We start from the raw sequence: 17,270 nt of genomic DNA, 5'->3' as shown, positions 1-17,270 counted from the left end.
AAATCTATTAAAAACAGTAGTTTGTTGATATCTACATGATTAAAACAACATAAATAGAGCATGTTTTTAATATTTACAAAATATACTATCATATTTTTTTACAAAACTTTTTTATTTAAAGCATTTTTTTATTAATTCGATAATTGAAGCGATACTTTAAATATAACGGCTTTTACTATGAAAATTATTAAATACATACTAATATACTCTTTTATGATAACATTAAGCAATTTACTATTTGCTAATAGTTTCAAAGTAATATCAAGACAGGGAGAAGCATCTGTAATAGTTAATGAAGAGCATGCTGATATAGATGTTAAAAAAAGTTTTCCAGATGACTATTTTTCAATATCTACAAAAGAGGAATCATATTTAGTAATAGATAATGGAGAGAAATCTATTATACTTATGCCAAGTTCAAAACTGACATACGAAAGTAATAATTTTACTTTGCATTCTGGATATATGTATATAAAAAGCAAACATAATGATGATATTCAGATGACTATAACAAAAGATGAAAGAGGATATGATTTTAAAGGAAAATCATTTGCCGTTGTAGCATATGATGATGATATATCAATAATAACATATAATAATGCCGTAAAAATAACTCCCTCATCATCTTTAGGAGTAAGTTATTTTTTAGAACCCAATCATAAAACTTCTATAATACCTATTCTTGACGGACCGTACAGAACAACAGAAAATGAGAAATCGTTAATAGAAAGTGTATCAAGACAATTAGAAATAGAAGTAGCAGGGCATCTTAATGAAGATATAGATAGATACAATTTCAAAATAATGGAAGGAACAAAAAACGAAAACACCATATATAGAGTAGTTCACCCTGAAAAAGGACCTAATATATTTTTGATAGTTCCTCATGGTAGCGAAAGAGTAGGAACTGATGTTGCTATGGAAAGAATTAATATGCCTATAAAAAAAGGAAGCCTTACTATAGTGCCTATTGCTGTACCTGAAGCATACAGAAAAAATACTAGGGCAATAGAAGGGCAGGATATTAATAACAGATTTTTTGATAAAAAAGTAAGCAGAACAGACACTGATAAATTAGCCAAAGAATACATGAAAATGCTTGATGAATATGATATAGATGTGGTGCTTACTCTTCATGAAGGAAACGGATTTAAAGAGTTTTTCGGAGATTCTATTATATATGATACTAGAAAATTAGACGATAAAGTTGTGAGTGTGCTTAATAATATTAATTCAAGAATAGAGCCTATGAAATTTAAATTCAGACAAATGTACTATCCTATGCCTACTACTATAACATATTATGCTGCTAAAAAAAATATAGAATCTTTCGGAATAGAATTAACTAGAAATTTGGATTATGATAAAAAAAGAATAATTATGCATACTATATTAAGTGAATTCCTAAAAATATACGGTATGGAATGATATTTAATTCAAAAATATAAATTGGAGAAAAATAATGAAATCTTACAGAAAAGTATTAGAAATAAATTACCCTAAAAGAAGAGGCTATCTTAATATAACTCCAGAAGTACAAAAATGTTTAGATGAAAGCGGCATAAAAGAAGGGCTAGTTTTATGTAATGCTATGAATATAACAGCAAGCGTATTTATCAATGATGATGAAAGAGGACTTCATAATGATTTTGAAGTTTGGCTTGAAAAATTAGCTCCAGAAAAACCTCATAGTCAATATAAACATAATGGATACGAAGATAATGCTGATGCTCATATGAAAAGACAATTAATGGGAAGAGAGGTTGTTGTAGCAATTACAGACGGAAAACTAGATTTTGGAACTTGGGAGCAAATTTTTTACGGAGAATATGACGGTAAAAGATTAAAAAGGGTATTAATAAAAATAATAGGTGAATAATTATATTATATAGATGAACAACTATAGTTTTTCAAAAAATAAATTTTAGTTGTTTCGAAATACTATACCACATGATTTTTCAACTTAAATAAATACTGCAGATTACCGCATAAAGATTGCTCTTATAGTAAGAAACAGACAAAAATTGATAAAATAAAATCATTTTGGTATATACCTAAACAATTACAATTTGTCAAAAATTAATTTTTTTAATTTTAAATATTTGTGGGTCTTCACAGTCGTGCTGCATTTATGACGCTGTCACCACTATACGAAGTACGCCTCGCTCTGTGTAGAAGCAAGCACAGCAGGCTATATTTCAGGCTAAATTTAATAATTTAAAACATAATTAGTACTATTTAGTATTATTTTAGACTTGTACTTTCGCGAAGTGTACATTTGGTAGCAACTTTGACGAAATCCTCATGTAGTGTGCAGGGTGAAAAAGTTGAATAAAAAAATTTACAAACTATAGTCGTTTAGGTATAATCTATGTTATAAAGTTATAAAAATAGTAATTAACATAATATTTTTTTAATTGACAAAACAATTTATATATAATAGTATAGAGTAAATGTTTAACTTTATTTATTATGTAAAGGTTGTTAATAGTCATGTTATATGAAATTTTTTATCCATTAAGAGAATCATTTTTTGGTTTTAATCTATTTAGATATATTACTTTTAGAACAGCAGGAGCAGTTGCAACGGCATTAATATTAGTTCTTTTTTTTGCTCCAAATATAATAGAAAAATTAAGAAAACTTCATTTCGGACAGGTAGTAAGAGATGACGGTCCTGAAACACATCTGGTAAAAACAGGCACTCCTACTATGGGTGGAATATTTATAGTGGGAAGTATTTTAATTAGCATACTATTATGGGGAAAGCTTGACAATTTAAAAATAATTCTTCTTTCATTTTCACTCCTTATACTTGCTGTTGCAGGTTTTTTAGATGATTTTTTAAAGATTAAATATAAAAACTCAAAAGGTCTCCCTGGTAAATATAAAATATTTTTTCAAACCTTTGTAGGTATTATAATAGGAGTTTATTTATATTATTTTGATAAATCAACATTCTTAATGACATTTGAGCTTAATCAGGGTATAGGTGTATTAGAAGCGGTAAAGGTAGCACAAGTACCTTCTTCTACGATATTTATTCCCTTTGCTAGTACTCTTTATATAGATTTGAAACTTTTATATATACCATTTGCAACATTTGTAGTTGTTAGTATGAGTAATGCTGTAAATTTAACAGATGGTCTTGACGGGCTTGCTATAGGGCTTTTAATTATAATGTCTATGGCATTAGCGGTACTTTCCTATGTTTCTGGAAACTCTCTTGTAGCAACATATTTAAAAATACCTTTTATAGCAGATGCAGGAGAGGTTACTGTTTTTGTAGGTGCTTTAATCGGTGCTGGTTTAGGATTTTTATGGTTTAATGCTCACCCTGCTCAGTTTTTTATGGGAGATGTAGGAAGTTTATCTTTAGGCGGGGTTTTGGGAATCATTGCTTTATTCATAAAACATGAATTACTTCTTCTTATTATAGGGGCAGTTTATGTAGCAGAAGCATTAAGTGTTGTTTTACAGGTGTTTTCATATAAATTGTTCAAAAAGAGAATATTTAAAATGGCCCCTTTGCATCACCATTTTGAAAAATCAGGCTGGAAAGAAACTCAGGTAGTATTTAGATTCTACATTATAGGTATAATAGCAGCAATTATAGGCATAGCAACTTTGAAAATAAGATAATTTTTTTTATTAATTGTCCAAATAATTGTTATATTTAATATGTGGTAATATTTCAAATATTATGAGGAAAAATATGAATGGAAAATTGATAGTATTAGAAGGGATAGATGGTTCGGGGAAATCTACTCATGGAATGCTTCTTACAAATGAGTTAAACAGTATAGGCATAAAATCTATATATACTTTTGAACCTACTCATGCATATTTTGGCTCTAAACTTAGAGAGAGTATGCTTTCTAAAGACTTAAAACCAGAAGAAGAATTATCGCTATTTATAGCTGATAGAAAAGAACATATTCAGCATATGATAAAGCCTGCAATTAATGATGGTTATGCAGTAATCTTGGATAGATATATGTATTCTTCTATAGCGTATCAAGGTGCAAAAGGTATTGACAGAGAATATATTTATAATCTGCATAAGGACTTTATAATAGAGCCTGATTTGGTATTTATATTTCATTTACCTATAGAAACAGCTTTAAATAGGATTATGGAAAAAAGGGGCTTTGTTGATAGATTTGAAAATAAAAACTATCTTCAGCATGTTGATGAAATATTTTCTTCTTTTAATGCCGCAAATATATACCATATCAACGCTGATAAAGATGAGGAATCTTTAAAAAATGAACTTATGCGAATTATAAGAGACTCTAAAATACTTCCTCAAGATTCTCTTCAATAAAGTCGGATACTCTTTGATTGTTTGCCGTTTTTGTATACTCAGTATTTCCTACTACTTTTTTATCGAGATTATTTATTTCTGAAACTAATATATAAAAGCTGTTTCTTTTGCTTCCATCTTTAGCTGTGTATATATTTTGTCTTAATTCTCCATTAATTAATACATGCTTTCCTTTAAACAAATTTACAGCCGCTTTATCAGCATTATATCCCCAAGCAATCAAGTCAAAATAATATACTTCTTTTTGAAAACTTCCATTACTGTAATAACATTTATTATTTGCTATACTAAATTTGCATAAAGATTTTCCTGTTTTTGTTTTCATATATGTTGGATCTTTAGTTAATCTTCCTTCTACTATTACTATATTGGTGTTTCCAGCCATAATTAAGCTCCTTACAATTATTAATTATTTGCTATTAGTTAAACAAATTTTTTTTATAAAATAAGCCTGATATTTATAATTTTTTGTTGTTATTGAAAGAATATGCGACTATTATATGGTTTGTTTATATTTATTTTACCAAATTGTAAATTTATTTTAATTTTAGTATAATTTGTACAATATATTCGTTTTATTGATGATTGAAGATCATTATAAAAAATAAATAGTTTATCTTTAATAATACCTGCTATCATATCTTGATATCGGGCACTTATAGTGATATGCTTTTAATAGCAATAAATTGCCAATATCGGAATAAGCGAAAGCAAATTCTAAGGTTTTGACAACACTATACAAGCATATGCTAAATTATTTGATTCTATAATGAAAACTATGAATTGGTTTATTGCTATGAGTATGTTTGGAAGTGAAATATATGCTGTAAATATACAATTATACTAATTAGTTCTATAGGCGGCATTAGTTGCCATTATGTTATTGACAATATTTGTATATCTATTTATAAAGAGACTTATAAGAAATTTAGGAAGTATTATTAAAAGACTAAAAAATAGAAAAATGAAGTTTAACTTATGCAGCTAATGAACATAAAAAAAGGAAAGAAAGGATAAGCTTGGTATATTATTTGAATAATTATTAAATGAGCTAGAGAGCTTGAAGATGCTATGAGCTTCTTTAAATTAAAATAATAATTAATTTAATTATAAAAAATAAAACGTCTGGTAATTTTTGTTATCAGACATTTTATTTTTAGATTAAACACTAAAGGGTAATATCATCAATAATTCTTATCTCTTCATCAGTTAAATTCATTTTATTAATTATTTTTAAATTTTCTATTATTTGGCTTGGTTTTGATGATCCTATTAATACACTTGTAATTTCTTCATCTTTTAAAACCCATCTTAAAGCCATTTGTGCTAATGACTCCCCTCTTTTTAATGCCAAGTCGTTAAGAGCCTTTATTTGTTCTAATTTTTTTCTTGTTATAGCATCATGTTTTAAATATCTTCCATCTGCTGCCATTCTGCTGTCATCAGGTATACCATTTAAATATTTATCGGTTAATAGCCCTTGTGCTAGTGGACTGTATGCTATTATACCTTTACCTAATTTTTTGGATTTTAATTTAAGACCATTATTTTCTATAGTTCTATCAAATATAGAGTATCTATTTTGATTGATAATAAAAGGCACATTTGCTAAATATAATAGTTTTGAAGCCTTTTCTAAATTAGCTCCATCATAATTAGAAAGCCCCGCATACAATGCCTTTCCGCTTTTTACTATTCTTGTTAATGCCTCTATAGTTTCTTCCAAAGGAGTTTCAGGATCCATTCTATGATGATAAAATATATCAACATATTCTAAATTGAGTCTTTTTAAACTTTGATTGATACTTGCTATGAGATATTTTTTACTTCCCCAGTTGCCATATGGTCCTTCCCACATGTCATATCCTGCTTTTGTACTTATAATAAGTTCATCTCTGTATTTGGATAATCCGTCATTTAATATTTTACCCATACTAATTTCAGCAGAACCATAAGGAGGTCCGTAATTATTTGCCAAATCAAAATGAGTGATACCGTTATCAAATGCTGTTTTAATCATTTCTTTCATGTTACTGTAATCACATTCTGCACCGAAGTTATGCCATAATCCTAATGATATTATAGGAAGTTTTAATCCGCTTTTTCCGCATCTGTTGTATATCATATTATCATATCTGCTTTCAGAAATTTGCATTTTGAATCCTTTACAAAAAATATTTTATGATTTTGAATAATATTTGTTTATACATATTAAGTATAGATTTATTATGATATTATTCAAGTATAAAATGTAAAAATTATTTTAATTTTACTAAAATAATTTCCGATATTAGAATAGTTCATAACTTTATATAAAGTGGTAAGCGGAGGCGTCATGTTTAAGAGAGTTTTAATTGCTATTGGTTTGATGATTATAATTATTGGATGTGAAACTATTAAGCCAAAAAATGATAATAATACGGTAAAGGAAGAGAATAAAAAAGAAGAAACGGTCACTAGAGAAGAAACTCCAAAAATGAAAGTTACTGTTTATGGAGCTGATAGAGAAATACAGGCTGTAGAGCTTAATGATAAAGTTTATTATGTTTTAGGCGGAAAAGATGTTGAAAATATGACAGAGCAGGAAATAAAAAGTTCATCTATAGTAGCACCTCTAAAAGTAACGGAGGAAAATGTAAATGGTACTAAAGGTATAATTGTAACATATTATGATGTTAAAGTATTTTTGGGTAAAAGAACAGGCACAGGTACTACAGTAGGAATATTTGAACCGCAAAAAAATGCTTGGACTACAGGCGATGACATAGACAGAAGTCAGGCTATACAGATAAAATTATCAAGAGGAATAGCAGGTCCTATAGATATAAAAAGAGGAAGCATATCTTTAGCATTTAATTAATTTTTTAAAAATAAATTTTTGAGTTTAAACACTGTTTTTATTTGTTTATAAAAAGCAGTGTTTTTTATATATCAATAATAAAATTATTTATTTGTGTATAATTCGTATAGTTTGCTTGCTACTAGATCTATTGAGTATGGTGTGCTATTTATTTCAAATGCATATAAGTCCCATCTATATGGATCTATTATTTGAAATTGTACTATATATTCATTTGTATTATATCTGCCTATTATATCTATATAACGCATATAATCATCTTCGGCTATAAAGTCATGCCATTCTACTGTATCAAATGGTGATATAAGGTCTTCTATTTTTATGTTAGGATATGATGTAAATGAGCTCGATTTTATTAAATCAATAGCATTAAACTCTCTGCTTTTAATATCTATTATATTATTAGCATCTTCTTTAATGTTTAATCTATACTGCTTACTTTCCTTTTTCGTATTGCATGAAAGAACAAATAATAAGGTTATTATTGATATAATATAAACTTTATTCATTTTCAAAATCCGACACTTATAATTGAATATATTATCGGACTTAATAATATTTTTTTTATACATTATAAAAGTCATTTAATTGTGAGTATTATTCAAATCTATTATTATATTTATAAGATTTATAAAACTTTTTATACTTTTTATACCATAAGCATATTATAAATCGATTTATTTAACATTTCCTTCAAAATCTATAGTGATTTTTTTTCTGCTTTTAAATTGAATCTTATAGTCTTTACTTCTTTTTTGAATTTGTATAACTTTTTCTTCTGGGAATTGTTTTTTTATAGTATTTTTTACTTTATCTTCAACATATTCTATAGATATTTCATCTCCTCCTCCGCTTATAGTTTTCCATTCGCCCTTTCCATTAACATATATTCTAAGTCCTCCTTTAAATATAAGGGCATAGCTTCCTCCAGTTTCAGTTGCTCTAAATAAGTAGTAATCAGCAAAATAAGTATCTGCAAATGTTATAGCAGCTCTTGGAACTTCACTCATAGCCACTGATGCAGCAAAAATATAAGATGATATTACAAACAATATTAATACAGTATAAACAATTTTTTTCATTTAATATCCCCCTTAATCATATAAAGATTATTATACACTATAAAAAATATAGTTACAAGTTTTTATAATTTTGCACTTCCTGCTATATAGTATCTCCCATCTGTAGAGCCTTGAAAACCTATATTAAATTCAGCAGGACCCGCTTTAAACTTACCAAATATAGCATATTCTAAATAAGCTTTAGCTTCTCTGTCTTTTATATGCACCATCTCTCTTAAAGCGATGTTTAACATATACCATTCAAAACCTTGTTCCAAACGTATATAATGAGCATCATTTTCTCTCCAAGTGTATTCAGCAATAGCATTAAGCCAAATAGTTTCACTCATAAGCGGGAATCTGAATGTAGCAGAAGCCTGAACAAGAGAGTCAAATAAAGATATATGATAATTTTCAGGTTCTCTTCTATTCTCATGTTCATAAATAAATCTGAATTCGATATTTGGTATATTAAATCTGAAAAGAAGAGATTTAGGAATACTATGTCTAAAATCACCCTGAGAATATGCTAGTTCATAATGATTACCAATAAATCCAACTCTTATACCAGGACCATTTAATACTTGAGGTATATAATAGTCTGGTGTATCAATATTAGCAGGGTTTAAAGTAGGGTCATAATAGTGAGGCATTAACATAAAAGTAGTGGTATTTATATCAAAAGTGGCTCTTCCTCTAGCAGAAACTAATATTCTATCAATAAATATAGCCTGTACTCCTCCGTCATAAAGTCCAGCATTTCCTTTTATATATGGATAATTTATATCAGGGTTATGAGTATCAAAATATCCGAATGCTGTTATAAATCCTGTAAATTGTATATAATCATTATGAAATGTTTGACCAATAGTAGCAAATGTATCTCTCATATTAAAAGTATTTGTAAGTATAGCATATGAAAAAGTTGTGGTTAAATGAAATTCTATTGGATATTTTTGAAAGAAACTTAAATTAGTATCATTAGGATTGGGCAAAGTCCTTTTATAATCATCTCTGAAATAATCTGGTTTTATATATTGGGGCAGTTCATTGTTTCCTTCTCTTCCTATAAACATATCAAATGCATTTGGAAGTTTCGGCATTATTGCATTTGTGTATTTTGACTGAGCATTTAAAATATAAGAAGATAATAAAAATATAATAGACGCTGCTATTATTGTAATATTGTTTTTCATAAATAATCCTAAAAGTAAAATATCAAATATAATAATTTAAAACCTGCAAAAAGTAAAGATTTTATCAGCTATAAAATTATTATAGTTAATAAAATCTTTATATAAAAAAATAAAAAATGATTAAAATTTAATACATTTTAAAGAAAGTCATAATCTGTTTTAGATTCTGAGCCTGCTCTAATAGTTCTTTAGCAGATGTACTGGTTTCATCAACTAAAGAAGCATTTTGCTGAGTGATACTGTCTATTTTAGATACAGCGATATTTACCTGATCTACCCCAGTCTGCTGTTCAACTGCGGTAGTACTTATTTCCTGCATTATTTTAGCAGTGTTTTCTATTTTTGATTGTATATCATCAAATATCTTTTGTGATTCTCTTGCTGTTTCTGCCGATTTGTTAATCTTGTCATATATATTTTCTATAAGCAAAGTTATATCTTTAGCAGAAGCCTGAGAGTTTTGAGCTAAATTTCTTACTTCAGAAGCTACTACAGCAAAACCTCTGCCCTGATCACCCGCACGTGCTGCCTCTACTGAAGCATTAAGAGCAAGTATGTTTGTTTGAAATGCAATGTCTTCTATAGTCTTTGTAATATTTTTTATTTTCTCACTTGCCTCATAAACTTCTTCTATATTTTTTGTAGTTTCAGCGATTACATTAGCACCATTTTCAACTGCATCTCTGGAAGCTATCATCATATCATTACCTTCAACAGAATGCGAAGCAGATGATTTTATAGTAGAAGCCATCTCTTCTATGGCAGATGAAGTCTCTTCAAGACTAGCAGCTTGGGCTTCTGTTCTTGCTGATAAGTCATCACTTCCGTTAGTAAGACTTGCAGCTGCATTATTTATTTTTTCTGAAGTATCATTAACTTCATTAATTATTTTTGACAATGCATCTCTCATATGTTTGAATGAGTATGCTATATCACCTATTTCATTTTTTCTGAATTTAAATTTTCTAAGTATAAATTGACCTTTAGACATCTCTTCAGCCTCTTCAACAAGTATCTTCAAAGGTCTCATCAAGCTGCTTATATATAAGAATCCTATTATAGAACTTAATATAAGTCCTATAACTCCTATTAAAATACCTACTTTTAATATTCTTGAGCTTTCCTGTTCTATAAAGCTAAGAGGCATAGAGAATGCTACTTTCCAAGGTTGATTTTCAATAGTAGTATATAAACAAACTTTAGTCATACCATCATTTTGAAATTCCAATTTTCCTTCTGTATTATTAACAATTGTTTTTACTTCAACAGGAGCAAGTTTTCCAACTTCGCTAGGTACATTATGCATTACAAGCAAAGTATCTTTATTAAATACCCATAATCTTATCCAATGAGTAAGAACCTCTCCTGCAGTTTTAGATACTTCATCTATAACCTTCTGCCAGTCTAATACTACTAACAATGCTCCTAAATATGTATTATCAGTTCTCGAATTTATTGGAGCAATAATTGCCGTAATCCACTTTCCATCTGGAGATTTGTATATAGAATCTGATAATGTAGGCTTTTTTACAGCATCATATTTTCTCCAAAGGTCTGGATATAGCTGTCCTGCATTTTTTCCTACATCGGTATTATTACCTTCAGAGTTATTCATTATTGTTCCGTCTTTTTCTACTAGTGCTAAACTATTTACATACGGATTTTTAGCAGACATTAATCTTAATACAGTAAGCATATTAGCTTCATCTTCTGCGTTTCTATTTTGCATATAGTTTATAACAAATGTAAAAGATGAATATGTATCTGATAATATTAATTGATTTTCGACTAAAGAGTCGAAAAAAGTTGCATACCCCTTTATTGTAGTTGCAAATCCATTATATGAAGCATCGTCTATTGCTTTACTTGACATCTTTAATAATGTGAAAATGGATACAAAAAGAAGAAATGCTATAAAAATATTAACTACAATAGGAATTTGTAAAGATAAGCTATTAAATTTCTTTTTCATAAGATGATCCTTATTCATATATAAGTTTATTACTCTGAATAGTATATTTATTAGTATATTATTTTAAATATGTAAAGTCAAATTATTTTCATATTTTTATACGTATATATAGTATTTTTTGTATTAAATAATATTTTTTTTGGAAAAATATACATTATATAGTAAAATAACTATAATGAATTTGACTTTTATCTTTTTTGTAGTACAATATATAAACATTGACAGTATATTAATTTTTAGAATAAATATACTTTTAATGTTTATTCCCAAAATCTCATTTTAATTTAAATAAAGGAGAAAAAAATCGTGAAACTCCCAAAAGTCAATGATTTAGGCTTTTTCGAGATACGTCTCGAAAGTATCGGTGGAATGGGTGCTAATAGTGCAGGTAAAATGCTTGCAGAAGTAGGTGTTTTATCACAAGGCTACTATGGAGCAGCATTCTCTAGTTATGGTTCAGAAAAAAAAGGTTCACCTGTTAAATCTTTTGTAAGATTCTCAGAAGATGAAGTTAGAGTGAACTCTACTGTAGAAGAACCGCATGTTGTGGCAGTATTCCACATGAATCTTCTTAAAAACCCTATGACATTAGCTGGTGTTAAAGAAGACGCTATTGTTATCTTCAACACTAATAAAACTCCTGATGAAGCAAGAGACTTTGCTAAACTTCATGGCGGTAAAGTAGTTTGTGTTGATGCTATAAAAATTGCTAATGATTTAAAACTTCCATCTCAAGCAGCTAATACTATCATAATGGGTGCTATGGTTAATCAGCTTGATTTTATAGATTCTGCTAAATTTGAAGAACAAATCAGAAAACAATTCGGCGGAAGAAAAGCTGAATTAGTAGAACCTAATATTGAAGCTTTCAGAAAAGGCGGAAGCGAATCTGTAGTTAAAGATTTCCCTGCAGACGGAAAATATCCTTATATACCTTATAAAAAACCAGAACCTGTTTATGGTAAAAACAACCAATTAACAGGCGGTTATATAAGTGCTGCTGGTAACTCCACTTTAAAAGATTTACAAGTAACTCGTACAGGTCATATTCCAGTATTCAATCCTAAAAACTGTATTGACTGTGCTAACTGCGAAGTTGTTTGTCCAGACCTTTGTATAGTTTGGGAAAAAGGACCAGACAGAAAAGATGCTAGCAAAACAGCTATGAATATGATGGGTATTGATTATCAATATTGTAAAGGCTGTTTAAAATGTGTAAGAGCCTGCCCTAAAGGACCTTATGCTGCTAAGCAATATCCTAAAGAAGAACAAGCTTTAAGAATTGAAATAGAAGCAGAATGTAATGTTCCAGAACTTACATACAGTCGTTACAAAAAATAATAAGGAGCGAATAAATGGCTAACAAATATAATCTTGCAGAACAAGAAAACATACTTGAAAGTGGTAATGAATTAGCAGCCATTGCAGCCGCTCAAATCAATTATCACGTTATGGGTTACTACCCAATTACGCCTTCTACTCAGATTGCTGAGTACTTAGACGAAATGAAAGCTAATGGAAGACACACAGTATGCATGATACCAGGTGACGGTGAACATGGTGCTGCTGGTATATGTTACGGTGCTACTACTGCAGGCGGTAGAGTATTCAATGCTACTTCTGCTAATGGTCTTCTTTTTGCTATGGAACAATTACCTGTACAATCAGGTACTAGATTCCCTATGGTATTAAATGTTGTAAACAGAACAGTTTCTGGTCCGCTAGACATTAAATGTGACCAATCTGACATAATGATGGCTCTTAACACTGGTTGGATTATCATTATGGCTCATACTACTCAAATGGTTTATGACTTCAATATCTTTGCTTTAAAAATCGCTGAAAGAGCTAAATTACCTATTATAGTTTCTTCTGACGGTTTCTTTACTTCTCACCAAAAGAAAAAAATTCACCTATTCAAAAATGACAAAGATGTTCAGGATTTCTTAGGTAAATATACTCCAGAAGTTACTTCTGTTGAACCAGGAAAAAATCCTGTTACAATCGGACCTTACATGAATGAAGATGAATTAACTGGAAGTAAATTACAGCTTTCTCAAGCATTAGAAGATGCTCGTGCTATAATTTTAGATGTATTTGAAGAATTTGCTTCTCTTTCTGGAAGAAAATATCATCCTATAGAAACTTATAAAATGGAAGATGCTGAAGTAGCTTTAATGCTTTGCGGTTCTGCTTATGAAACTGGTACTTTGGCTGTTGATGAAATGAGAAAAGCTAATCCTAACCTTAAAATTGGTGCTTTCGCTATTACTCAAATTCGTCCTTTCCCAGAAAAAGAATTACAAAAATTACTTGCTAATGTTAAAGTAGTTGTTGTAGGTGACAGACAAGATTCATACTCTGGTATGGGCGGTAACATGTCTACTGAAATCAGAGCTGCTCTTAAAAATGATCCTAATAACAAATCTTCTATTGTTAGCAGAGTTTATGGTCTTGGCGGTACTGAGTTTACTTTGGAAAAAGCTAAAGAATTATTCGATTTAGGTTTGAAAGAATTGGCTAATCCTGGTTCTGTAGAAAAACACTCTTACTTAGAACAATATATGGGTGATCCTAATGTTAAAATGAAACCTATACATGAACCTCTTACTTTGGAAAGCCAAAAATCAGGTATCACTGTTACTATGAATGAACAAACTCATAAACTTGAAGTTAAAACTCCTCCTCTTAGAGAATTAACTGGTAAAGCTTATCGTTATGCTCAAGGTCATGGTGCTTGTAATGGCTGCGGTATCTTCTCTGGTATCAATACTTTCATGAAAGGTATAGAAGGTGAAGTTGTTCTTTTAGTACATACTGGTTGTTCTATGGTTGTTACTACAGGTTATCCTTACAGCTCTTACAGAACTACTTATGTTCACAACTTGTTCCAAAACGGTGCTGCTACTCTTTCTGGTATAGTAGAAATGTATCATGAAAGAAAAAGAAGAGGTGAAATCGAAGGACCAGAAGATCCTACTTTCATAATGGTTACTGGAGACGGCGGTCATGACATAGGTATGGGACCTTCTATTGGTGCTGCTATCAGAAATCACAAAATGATTATATTAGAATATGATAATGAAGGATACATGAACACTGGTAACCAATTATCATTCTCTACTCCATTAGGACACAGAACTTCTACTTCTAACGTTGGTAAAGCTGAAGTTGGTAAACAATTCAATCACAAAGACGTAGCTCAAATATTTGCTGGATGTCATATCCCTTATGTTGCTACTGGCTGTGAAGCTTATCCATTAGATTTAGTTAAAAAAGCTGCTAAAGCTCAATGGTATGCTAATCATCATGGTACTGCTTTTGTTAAACTTCTTATCGCTTGTCCTTTAAACTGGAAATCTCCAGATGACATGGGTAAAGATGTTATCAAAGCTGCTGTTGACTGCTGTTTCTTCCCATTGTATGAAATAGAACATGGTATCACTACTATCACTAACATGGTAGCTGATGATAAAAAACAGCCTGTTACTGAATGGCTTAAAATGATGGGTAAAACTAAACACCTTCTTAAACATCAGGATATACTTGATGCATTCCAAAAAGAAGTTGATAGAAGATGGTATCGCTTAAAAGCTATGCATGAAAGTCCTCTTCTATAATTAGTTAAAGCTAAGAATTAGAATAAAATACGGCTGCTTGCTCTTAGAGTAGGCGGCCGTTATCTTTTGCATTTATTATATATTATAATGATTGACAAAGTATTATTATATGATAAAATTTTTTAGAAAATATTAACAAAATGTATTAAAAGTAATTATGTCTGAAAATATTAAATATCCAACTCTATATGTAAAAAATTTTGCGAAAATAAAAGAAGCTAAAATTGAATTATCTCCATTTACTTTATTTATAGGTGATAACAATAGCGGAAAAAGTTATTTAATGACTTTAGTTTATGGATTAATGAGATATATAGAAAAAATAATTAATATAATATTTGAAGATGAAAAAAATATTGAAGAATTAGATGAATATAAAAAATTAAAATCTATTATAGAAAATTATATAAATAACTTGGATTTTGATAAGGAAGTTGAATTATCATTTGAAGAAATAGATATTTTTATAGAATTATTTAACTTACTTTTGAATAAACATTCCAATGAAGTGATAAATTACATATTTAATTCTGATAATGAAATAAAATTAGAAAATATAAAATTAGAATTTTATGATAGAGAGATAAAATTTAGAGTAAAAAAGAAAATGAATGTAAAGATGATGAAGAATATAATATATTTACTATAGCTAATTATTATGGTGATAGAACAAGTATTATATATAACTACTCTAACTATGTTATATTTGTTTCTAAAAGAGTTGTTTATTTTATTGTTAATAATTATTTGAATAATCGTTATATTATTGGTAATGAATTAAAGACTTTTTTACCTGTATCAAGGACTGGTTTTTTATTATCAAGAAATGATATATCTGCTTCTGCAAGAGCTTCAAAGTATGACCGATATGCTGAAAAAAATAATCAATATTTATCAAGACCTATTATGGACTTTTTAGATAATTTTGATGAGTTATCCAAACAAAAAAATGATATTGAACATATGACAAAAAAGTTATATTTAATGTTAGATTTCATTGAGAAGAATATGCTCTTTGGTAAGATAATGATAAATGAAGAAACTAAGAATATATATTATAAACCAGAAAATACAGAATTAGAGTTTCAAATGTATCTATCATCGGCTGTTGTAACAGAACTAGCACCTTTATATTTATTTTTGAAATATGGATTTATAAAAAGAAAATTACTTATGGAAGAGCCCGAAATATCTTTGCATCCAAAGCTGCAGCAGCAATTAACTAGGCTTTTTATAAAGTTAATTAATTCTGGCATTAATGTAATGATAACTACTCATAGCGATACTATTGTTCAGCATATAAATAATATGATTAAATTAAATAACAATAAAGAAGATGTAAAAAAAGAATTGATTAAAAAATATAATTATGATGAAGATGATTTAATTTCAGAAGATAAAGTGAGAATGTATCAATTCGATATAAAAGAAGACGGATTTACTGAAATAACAGAAATAAAAGGAAGTAAATACGGATTTCAAGCTCCTACATTCCATAATTACTTAATGCAGTCATCAGAAGAATTTGAAGCTTTTATTGAAGATTTGGATAATTAAAAATATGAGAGAGCTATACGAAAAAATAGAAAAGCTAAATAAATATTATAATAATTTTTTTGATTTTGATATTGTAGATAGTAGTCAGTTTATTTATAATGAGAATATAGATAATATTGATGTAAGATATAATATTAATATTCCTTATAATGAATGTATTTTAATAAAAAATATTGAAGGCAATAATAAATTTAATCATTTATCATTTAGAAACTCATCGGATATTATTTTGATTTCAAAAAATATCAATGGATATAAATTAGATATTATTGAAATGAAATCGGCTATTACAGATAGTAATATTAACAAATTATCATATCAATTAATAAATGGCTATTTAAGAGTAATGACAGTATTATCTCCATTGCATTTGGATATTAATAAAATAGATTTATATGTTTCTTTTCATGATGACAGTAGTTTAACTAAAAATCTTTCAACTCTTATTCCTTCTAAGCAACAACTAATGAAGTATGATATTGATAATTGGAAACAAAGTCAAATATATTTAAAAAATGTTATACCAAATAAATTTTTTAATAGCAATAAACTTAATATAATTAAATTAAAATATGATGATTATAGAAAGAATGACAATGAAGCAATTATAAATATTTCTTAAAATTATTACGTTTATATAATTAGAGAATGAATTATATACAAATAAGCGGAGACTT

Annotated in this window: 16 protein-coding genes; 10 read left to right on the top strand and 6 right to left on the bottom strand. The window is 28.5% G+C overall.

The genetic code is table 11. The features are described 5' to 3' along the window. The first annotated feature begins 177 nt into the window (after positions 1-177). From KQ44_RS12575 to tmk, 4 genes are all read left to right on the top strand, one after another. A complete protein-coding gene (locus KQ44_RS12575) occupies positions 178-1,428 on the top strand; it encodes a succinylglutamate desuccinylase/aspartoacylase family protein (RefSeq protein ID WP_096737695.1) in 1,251 nt (416 codons plus the stop codon). 34 nt (positions 1,429-1,462) lie between these two features. Beyond that, on the top strand, positions 1,463-1,879 hold the full coding sequence (locus KQ44_RS12570; protein WP_096737694.1) for a secondary thiamine-phosphate synthase enzyme YjbQ: 417 nt from the start codon (positions 1,463-1,465) through the stop codon (positions 1,877-1,879). A gap of 614 nt (positions 1,880-2,493) precedes the next feature. After that, the gene (mraY, locus tag KQ44_RS12565) at positions 2,494-3,642 is read left to right on the top strand and encodes a phospho-N-acetylmuramoyl-pentapeptide-transferase (RefSeq protein ID WP_096737693.1); all 1,149 of its coding nucleotides are present in this window, start codon (positions 2,494-2,496) and stop codon (positions 3,640-3,642) included. Between the two features lie 73 nt (positions 3,643-3,715). Further along, positions 3,716-4,327 carry a dTMP kinase gene (gene tmk, locus KQ44_RS12560; RefSeq protein WP_096737692.1) on the top strand — a complete coding sequence of 204 codons (612 nt, stop codon included), beginning with the start codon at positions 3,716-3,718 and terminating at the stop codon, positions 4,325-4,327. On the opposite strand, the gene KQ44_RS12555 is transcribed toward tmk, so the two are convergent. Together KQ44_RS12555 and KQ44_RS12545 are read right to left on the bottom strand one after the other, a co-directional pair. After that, on the bottom strand, positions 4,296-4,712 hold the full coding sequence (locus tag KQ44_RS12555) for a single-stranded DNA-binding protein (RefSeq protein ID WP_096737691.1): 417 nt from the start codon (positions 4,710-4,712) through the stop codon (positions 4,296-4,298). The two genes, tmk and KQ44_RS12555, sit on opposite strands and share 32 nt — an antisense overlap. Before the next feature lie 783 nt (positions 4,713-5,495). Then, a complete protein-coding gene (locus KQ44_RS12545) occupies positions 5,496-6,482 on the bottom strand; it encodes an aldo/keto reductase (protein WP_096737690.1) in 987 nt (328 codons plus the stop codon). Between the two features lie 180 nt (positions 6,483-6,662). Here KQ44_RS12545 and KQ44_RS12540 point away from each other — a divergent pair, with 180 nt between their 5' ends. After that, the gene (locus tag KQ44_RS12540) at positions 6,663-7,187 is read left to right on the top strand and encodes a hypothetical protein (protein ID WP_096737689.1); all 525 of its coding nucleotides are present in this window, start codon (positions 6,663-6,665) and stop codon (positions 7,185-7,187) included. An 83-nt stretch (positions 7,188-7,270) separates the two neighbouring features. On the opposite strand, the gene KQ44_RS12535 is transcribed toward KQ44_RS12540, so the two are convergent. From KQ44_RS12535 to KQ44_RS12520, 4 genes are all read right to left on the bottom strand, one after another. Continuing rightward, a complete protein-coding gene (locus KQ44_RS12535) occupies positions 7,271-7,696 on the bottom strand; it encodes a hypothetical protein (RefSeq protein WP_096737688.1) in 426 nt (141 codons plus the stop codon). 168 nt (positions 7,697-7,864) lie between these two features. Then, the gene (locus tag KQ44_RS12530) at positions 7,865-8,269 is read right to left on the bottom strand and encodes a PepSY-like domain-containing protein (RefSeq protein ID WP_096737687.1); all 405 of its coding nucleotides are present in this window, start codon (positions 8,267-8,269) and stop codon (positions 7,865-7,867) included. Positions 8,270-8,331: 62 nt separating this feature from the next. After that, positions 8,332-9,444 (bottom strand): hypothetical protein, encoded by a 1,113-nt coding sequence (locus tag KQ44_RS12525; RefSeq protein ID WP_096737686.1) that lies wholly within the window; start codon positions 9,442-9,444, stop codon positions 8,332-8,334. 127 nt (positions 9,445-9,571) lie between these two features. Beyond that, a complete protein-coding gene (locus KQ44_RS12520; RefSeq protein ID WP_096737685.1) occupies positions 9,572-11,416 on the bottom strand; it encodes a methyl-accepting chemotaxis protein in 1,845 nt (614 codons plus the stop codon). A gap of 306 nt (positions 11,417-11,722) precedes the next feature. Between KQ44_RS12520 and KQ44_RS12515 the strand changes: the two genes are divergently transcribed. The 5 genes from KQ44_RS12515 to KQ44_RS12500 all read left to right on the top strand — a co-directional run bounded on the left by KQ44_RS12515 (position 11,723) and on the right by KQ44_RS12500 (position 17,215). Beyond that, complete coding sequence (locus tag KQ44_RS12515; protein WP_096737684.1) at positions 11,723-12,757, top strand: 2-oxoacid:acceptor oxidoreductase family protein; 1,035 nt, start codon at positions 11,723-11,725, stop codon at positions 12,755-12,757. A 14-nt stretch (positions 12,758-12,771) separates the two neighbouring features. Then, positions 12,772-15,036: a thiamine pyrophosphate-dependent enzyme gene (locus KQ44_RS12510; RefSeq protein WP_096737683.1), complete on the top strand. Its 2,265-nt coding sequence runs from the start codon at positions 12,772-12,774 to the stop codon at positions 15,034-15,036. A gap of 157 nt (positions 15,037-15,193) precedes the next feature. Continuing rightward, on the top strand, positions 15,194-15,685 hold the full coding sequence (locus KQ44_RS15265; protein ID WP_240516646.1) for an AAA family ATPase: 492 nt from the start codon (positions 15,194-15,196) through the stop codon (positions 15,683-15,685). A gap of 98 nt (positions 15,686-15,783) precedes the next feature. After that, entirely contained in the window at positions 15,784-16,593 is an 810-nt protein-coding gene (locus tag KQ44_RS15260) for an AAA family ATPase (RefSeq protein ID WP_240516644.1), read from the top strand. Positions 16,594-16,597: 4 nt separating this feature from the next. Continuing rightward, on the top strand, positions 16,598-17,215 hold the full coding sequence (locus KQ44_RS12500) for a hypothetical protein (RefSeq protein ID WP_096737682.1): 618 nt from the start codon (positions 16,598-16,600) through the stop codon (positions 17,213-17,215). Positions 17,216-17,270: the final 55 nt, after the last annotated feature.

It is taken from the genome of Brachyspira sp. G79, from assembly GCF_002379365.1.
Classification (GTDB): Bacteria; Spirochaetota; Brachyspiria; order Brachyspirales; family Brachyspiraceae; genus Brachyspira.
Note: the sequence above shows the minus strand (reverse complement) of the source record. Positions and strands in the feature narration are given on the sequence as shown.

Excerpts from the sequence above, each read along its gene's own strand:
- KQ44_RS12575 (WP_096737695.1), top strand. The coding sequence starts at position 178 with ATGAAAATTATTAAATACATACTAATATACTCTTTTATGATAACATTA.
- KQ44_RS12535 (WP_096737688.1), bottom strand. The coding sequence starts at position 7,696 with ATGAATAAAGTTTATATTATATCAATAATAACCTTATTATTTGTTCTT.
- KQ44_RS12500 (WP_096737682.1), top strand. The coding sequence starts at position 16,598 with ATGAGAGAGCTATACGAAAAAATAGAAAAGCTAAATAAATATTATAAT.
- KQ44_RS12555 (WP_096737691.1), bottom strand. The coding sequence starts at position 4,712 with ATGGCTGGAAACACCAATATAGTAATAGTAGAAGGAAGATTAACTAAA.
- tmk (WP_096737692.1), top strand. The coding sequence starts at position 3,716 with ATGAATGGAAAATTGATAGTATTAGAAGGGATAGATGGTTCGGGGAAA.
- KQ44_RS12540 (WP_096737689.1), top strand. The coding sequence starts at position 6,663 with ATGTTTAAGAGAGTTTTAATTGCTATTGGTTTGATGATTATAATTATT.
- KQ44_RS12570 (WP_096737694.1), top strand. The coding sequence starts at position 1,463 with ATGAAATCTTACAGAAAAGTATTAGAAATAAATTACCCTAAAAGAAGA.
- KQ44_RS12510 (WP_096737683.1), top strand. The coding sequence starts at position 12,772 with ATGGCTAACAAATATAATCTTGCAGAACAAGAAAACATACTTGAAAGT.
- KQ44_RS15265 (WP_240516646.1), top strand. The coding sequence starts at position 15,194 with ATGTCTGAAAATATTAAATATCCAACTCTATATGTAAAAAATTTTGCG.
- KQ44_RS12545 (WP_096737690.1), bottom strand. The coding sequence starts at position 6,482 with ATGCAAATTTCTGAAAGCAGATATGATAATATGATATACAACAGATGC.
- mraY (WP_096737693.1), top strand. The coding sequence starts at position 2,494 with ATGTTATATGAAATTTTTTATCCATTAAGAGAATCATTTTTTGGTTTT.
- KQ44_RS12530 (WP_096737687.1), bottom strand. The coding sequence starts at position 8,269 with ATGAAAAAAATTGTTTATACTGTATTAATATTGTTTGTAATATCATCT.
- KQ44_RS12525 (WP_096737686.1), bottom strand. The coding sequence starts at position 9,444 with ATGAAAAACAATATTACAATAATAGCAGCGTCTATTATATTTTTATTA.
- KQ44_RS12520 (WP_096737685.1), bottom strand. The coding sequence starts at position 11,416 with ATGAAAAAGAAATTTAATAGCTTATCTTTACAAATTCCTATTGTAGTT.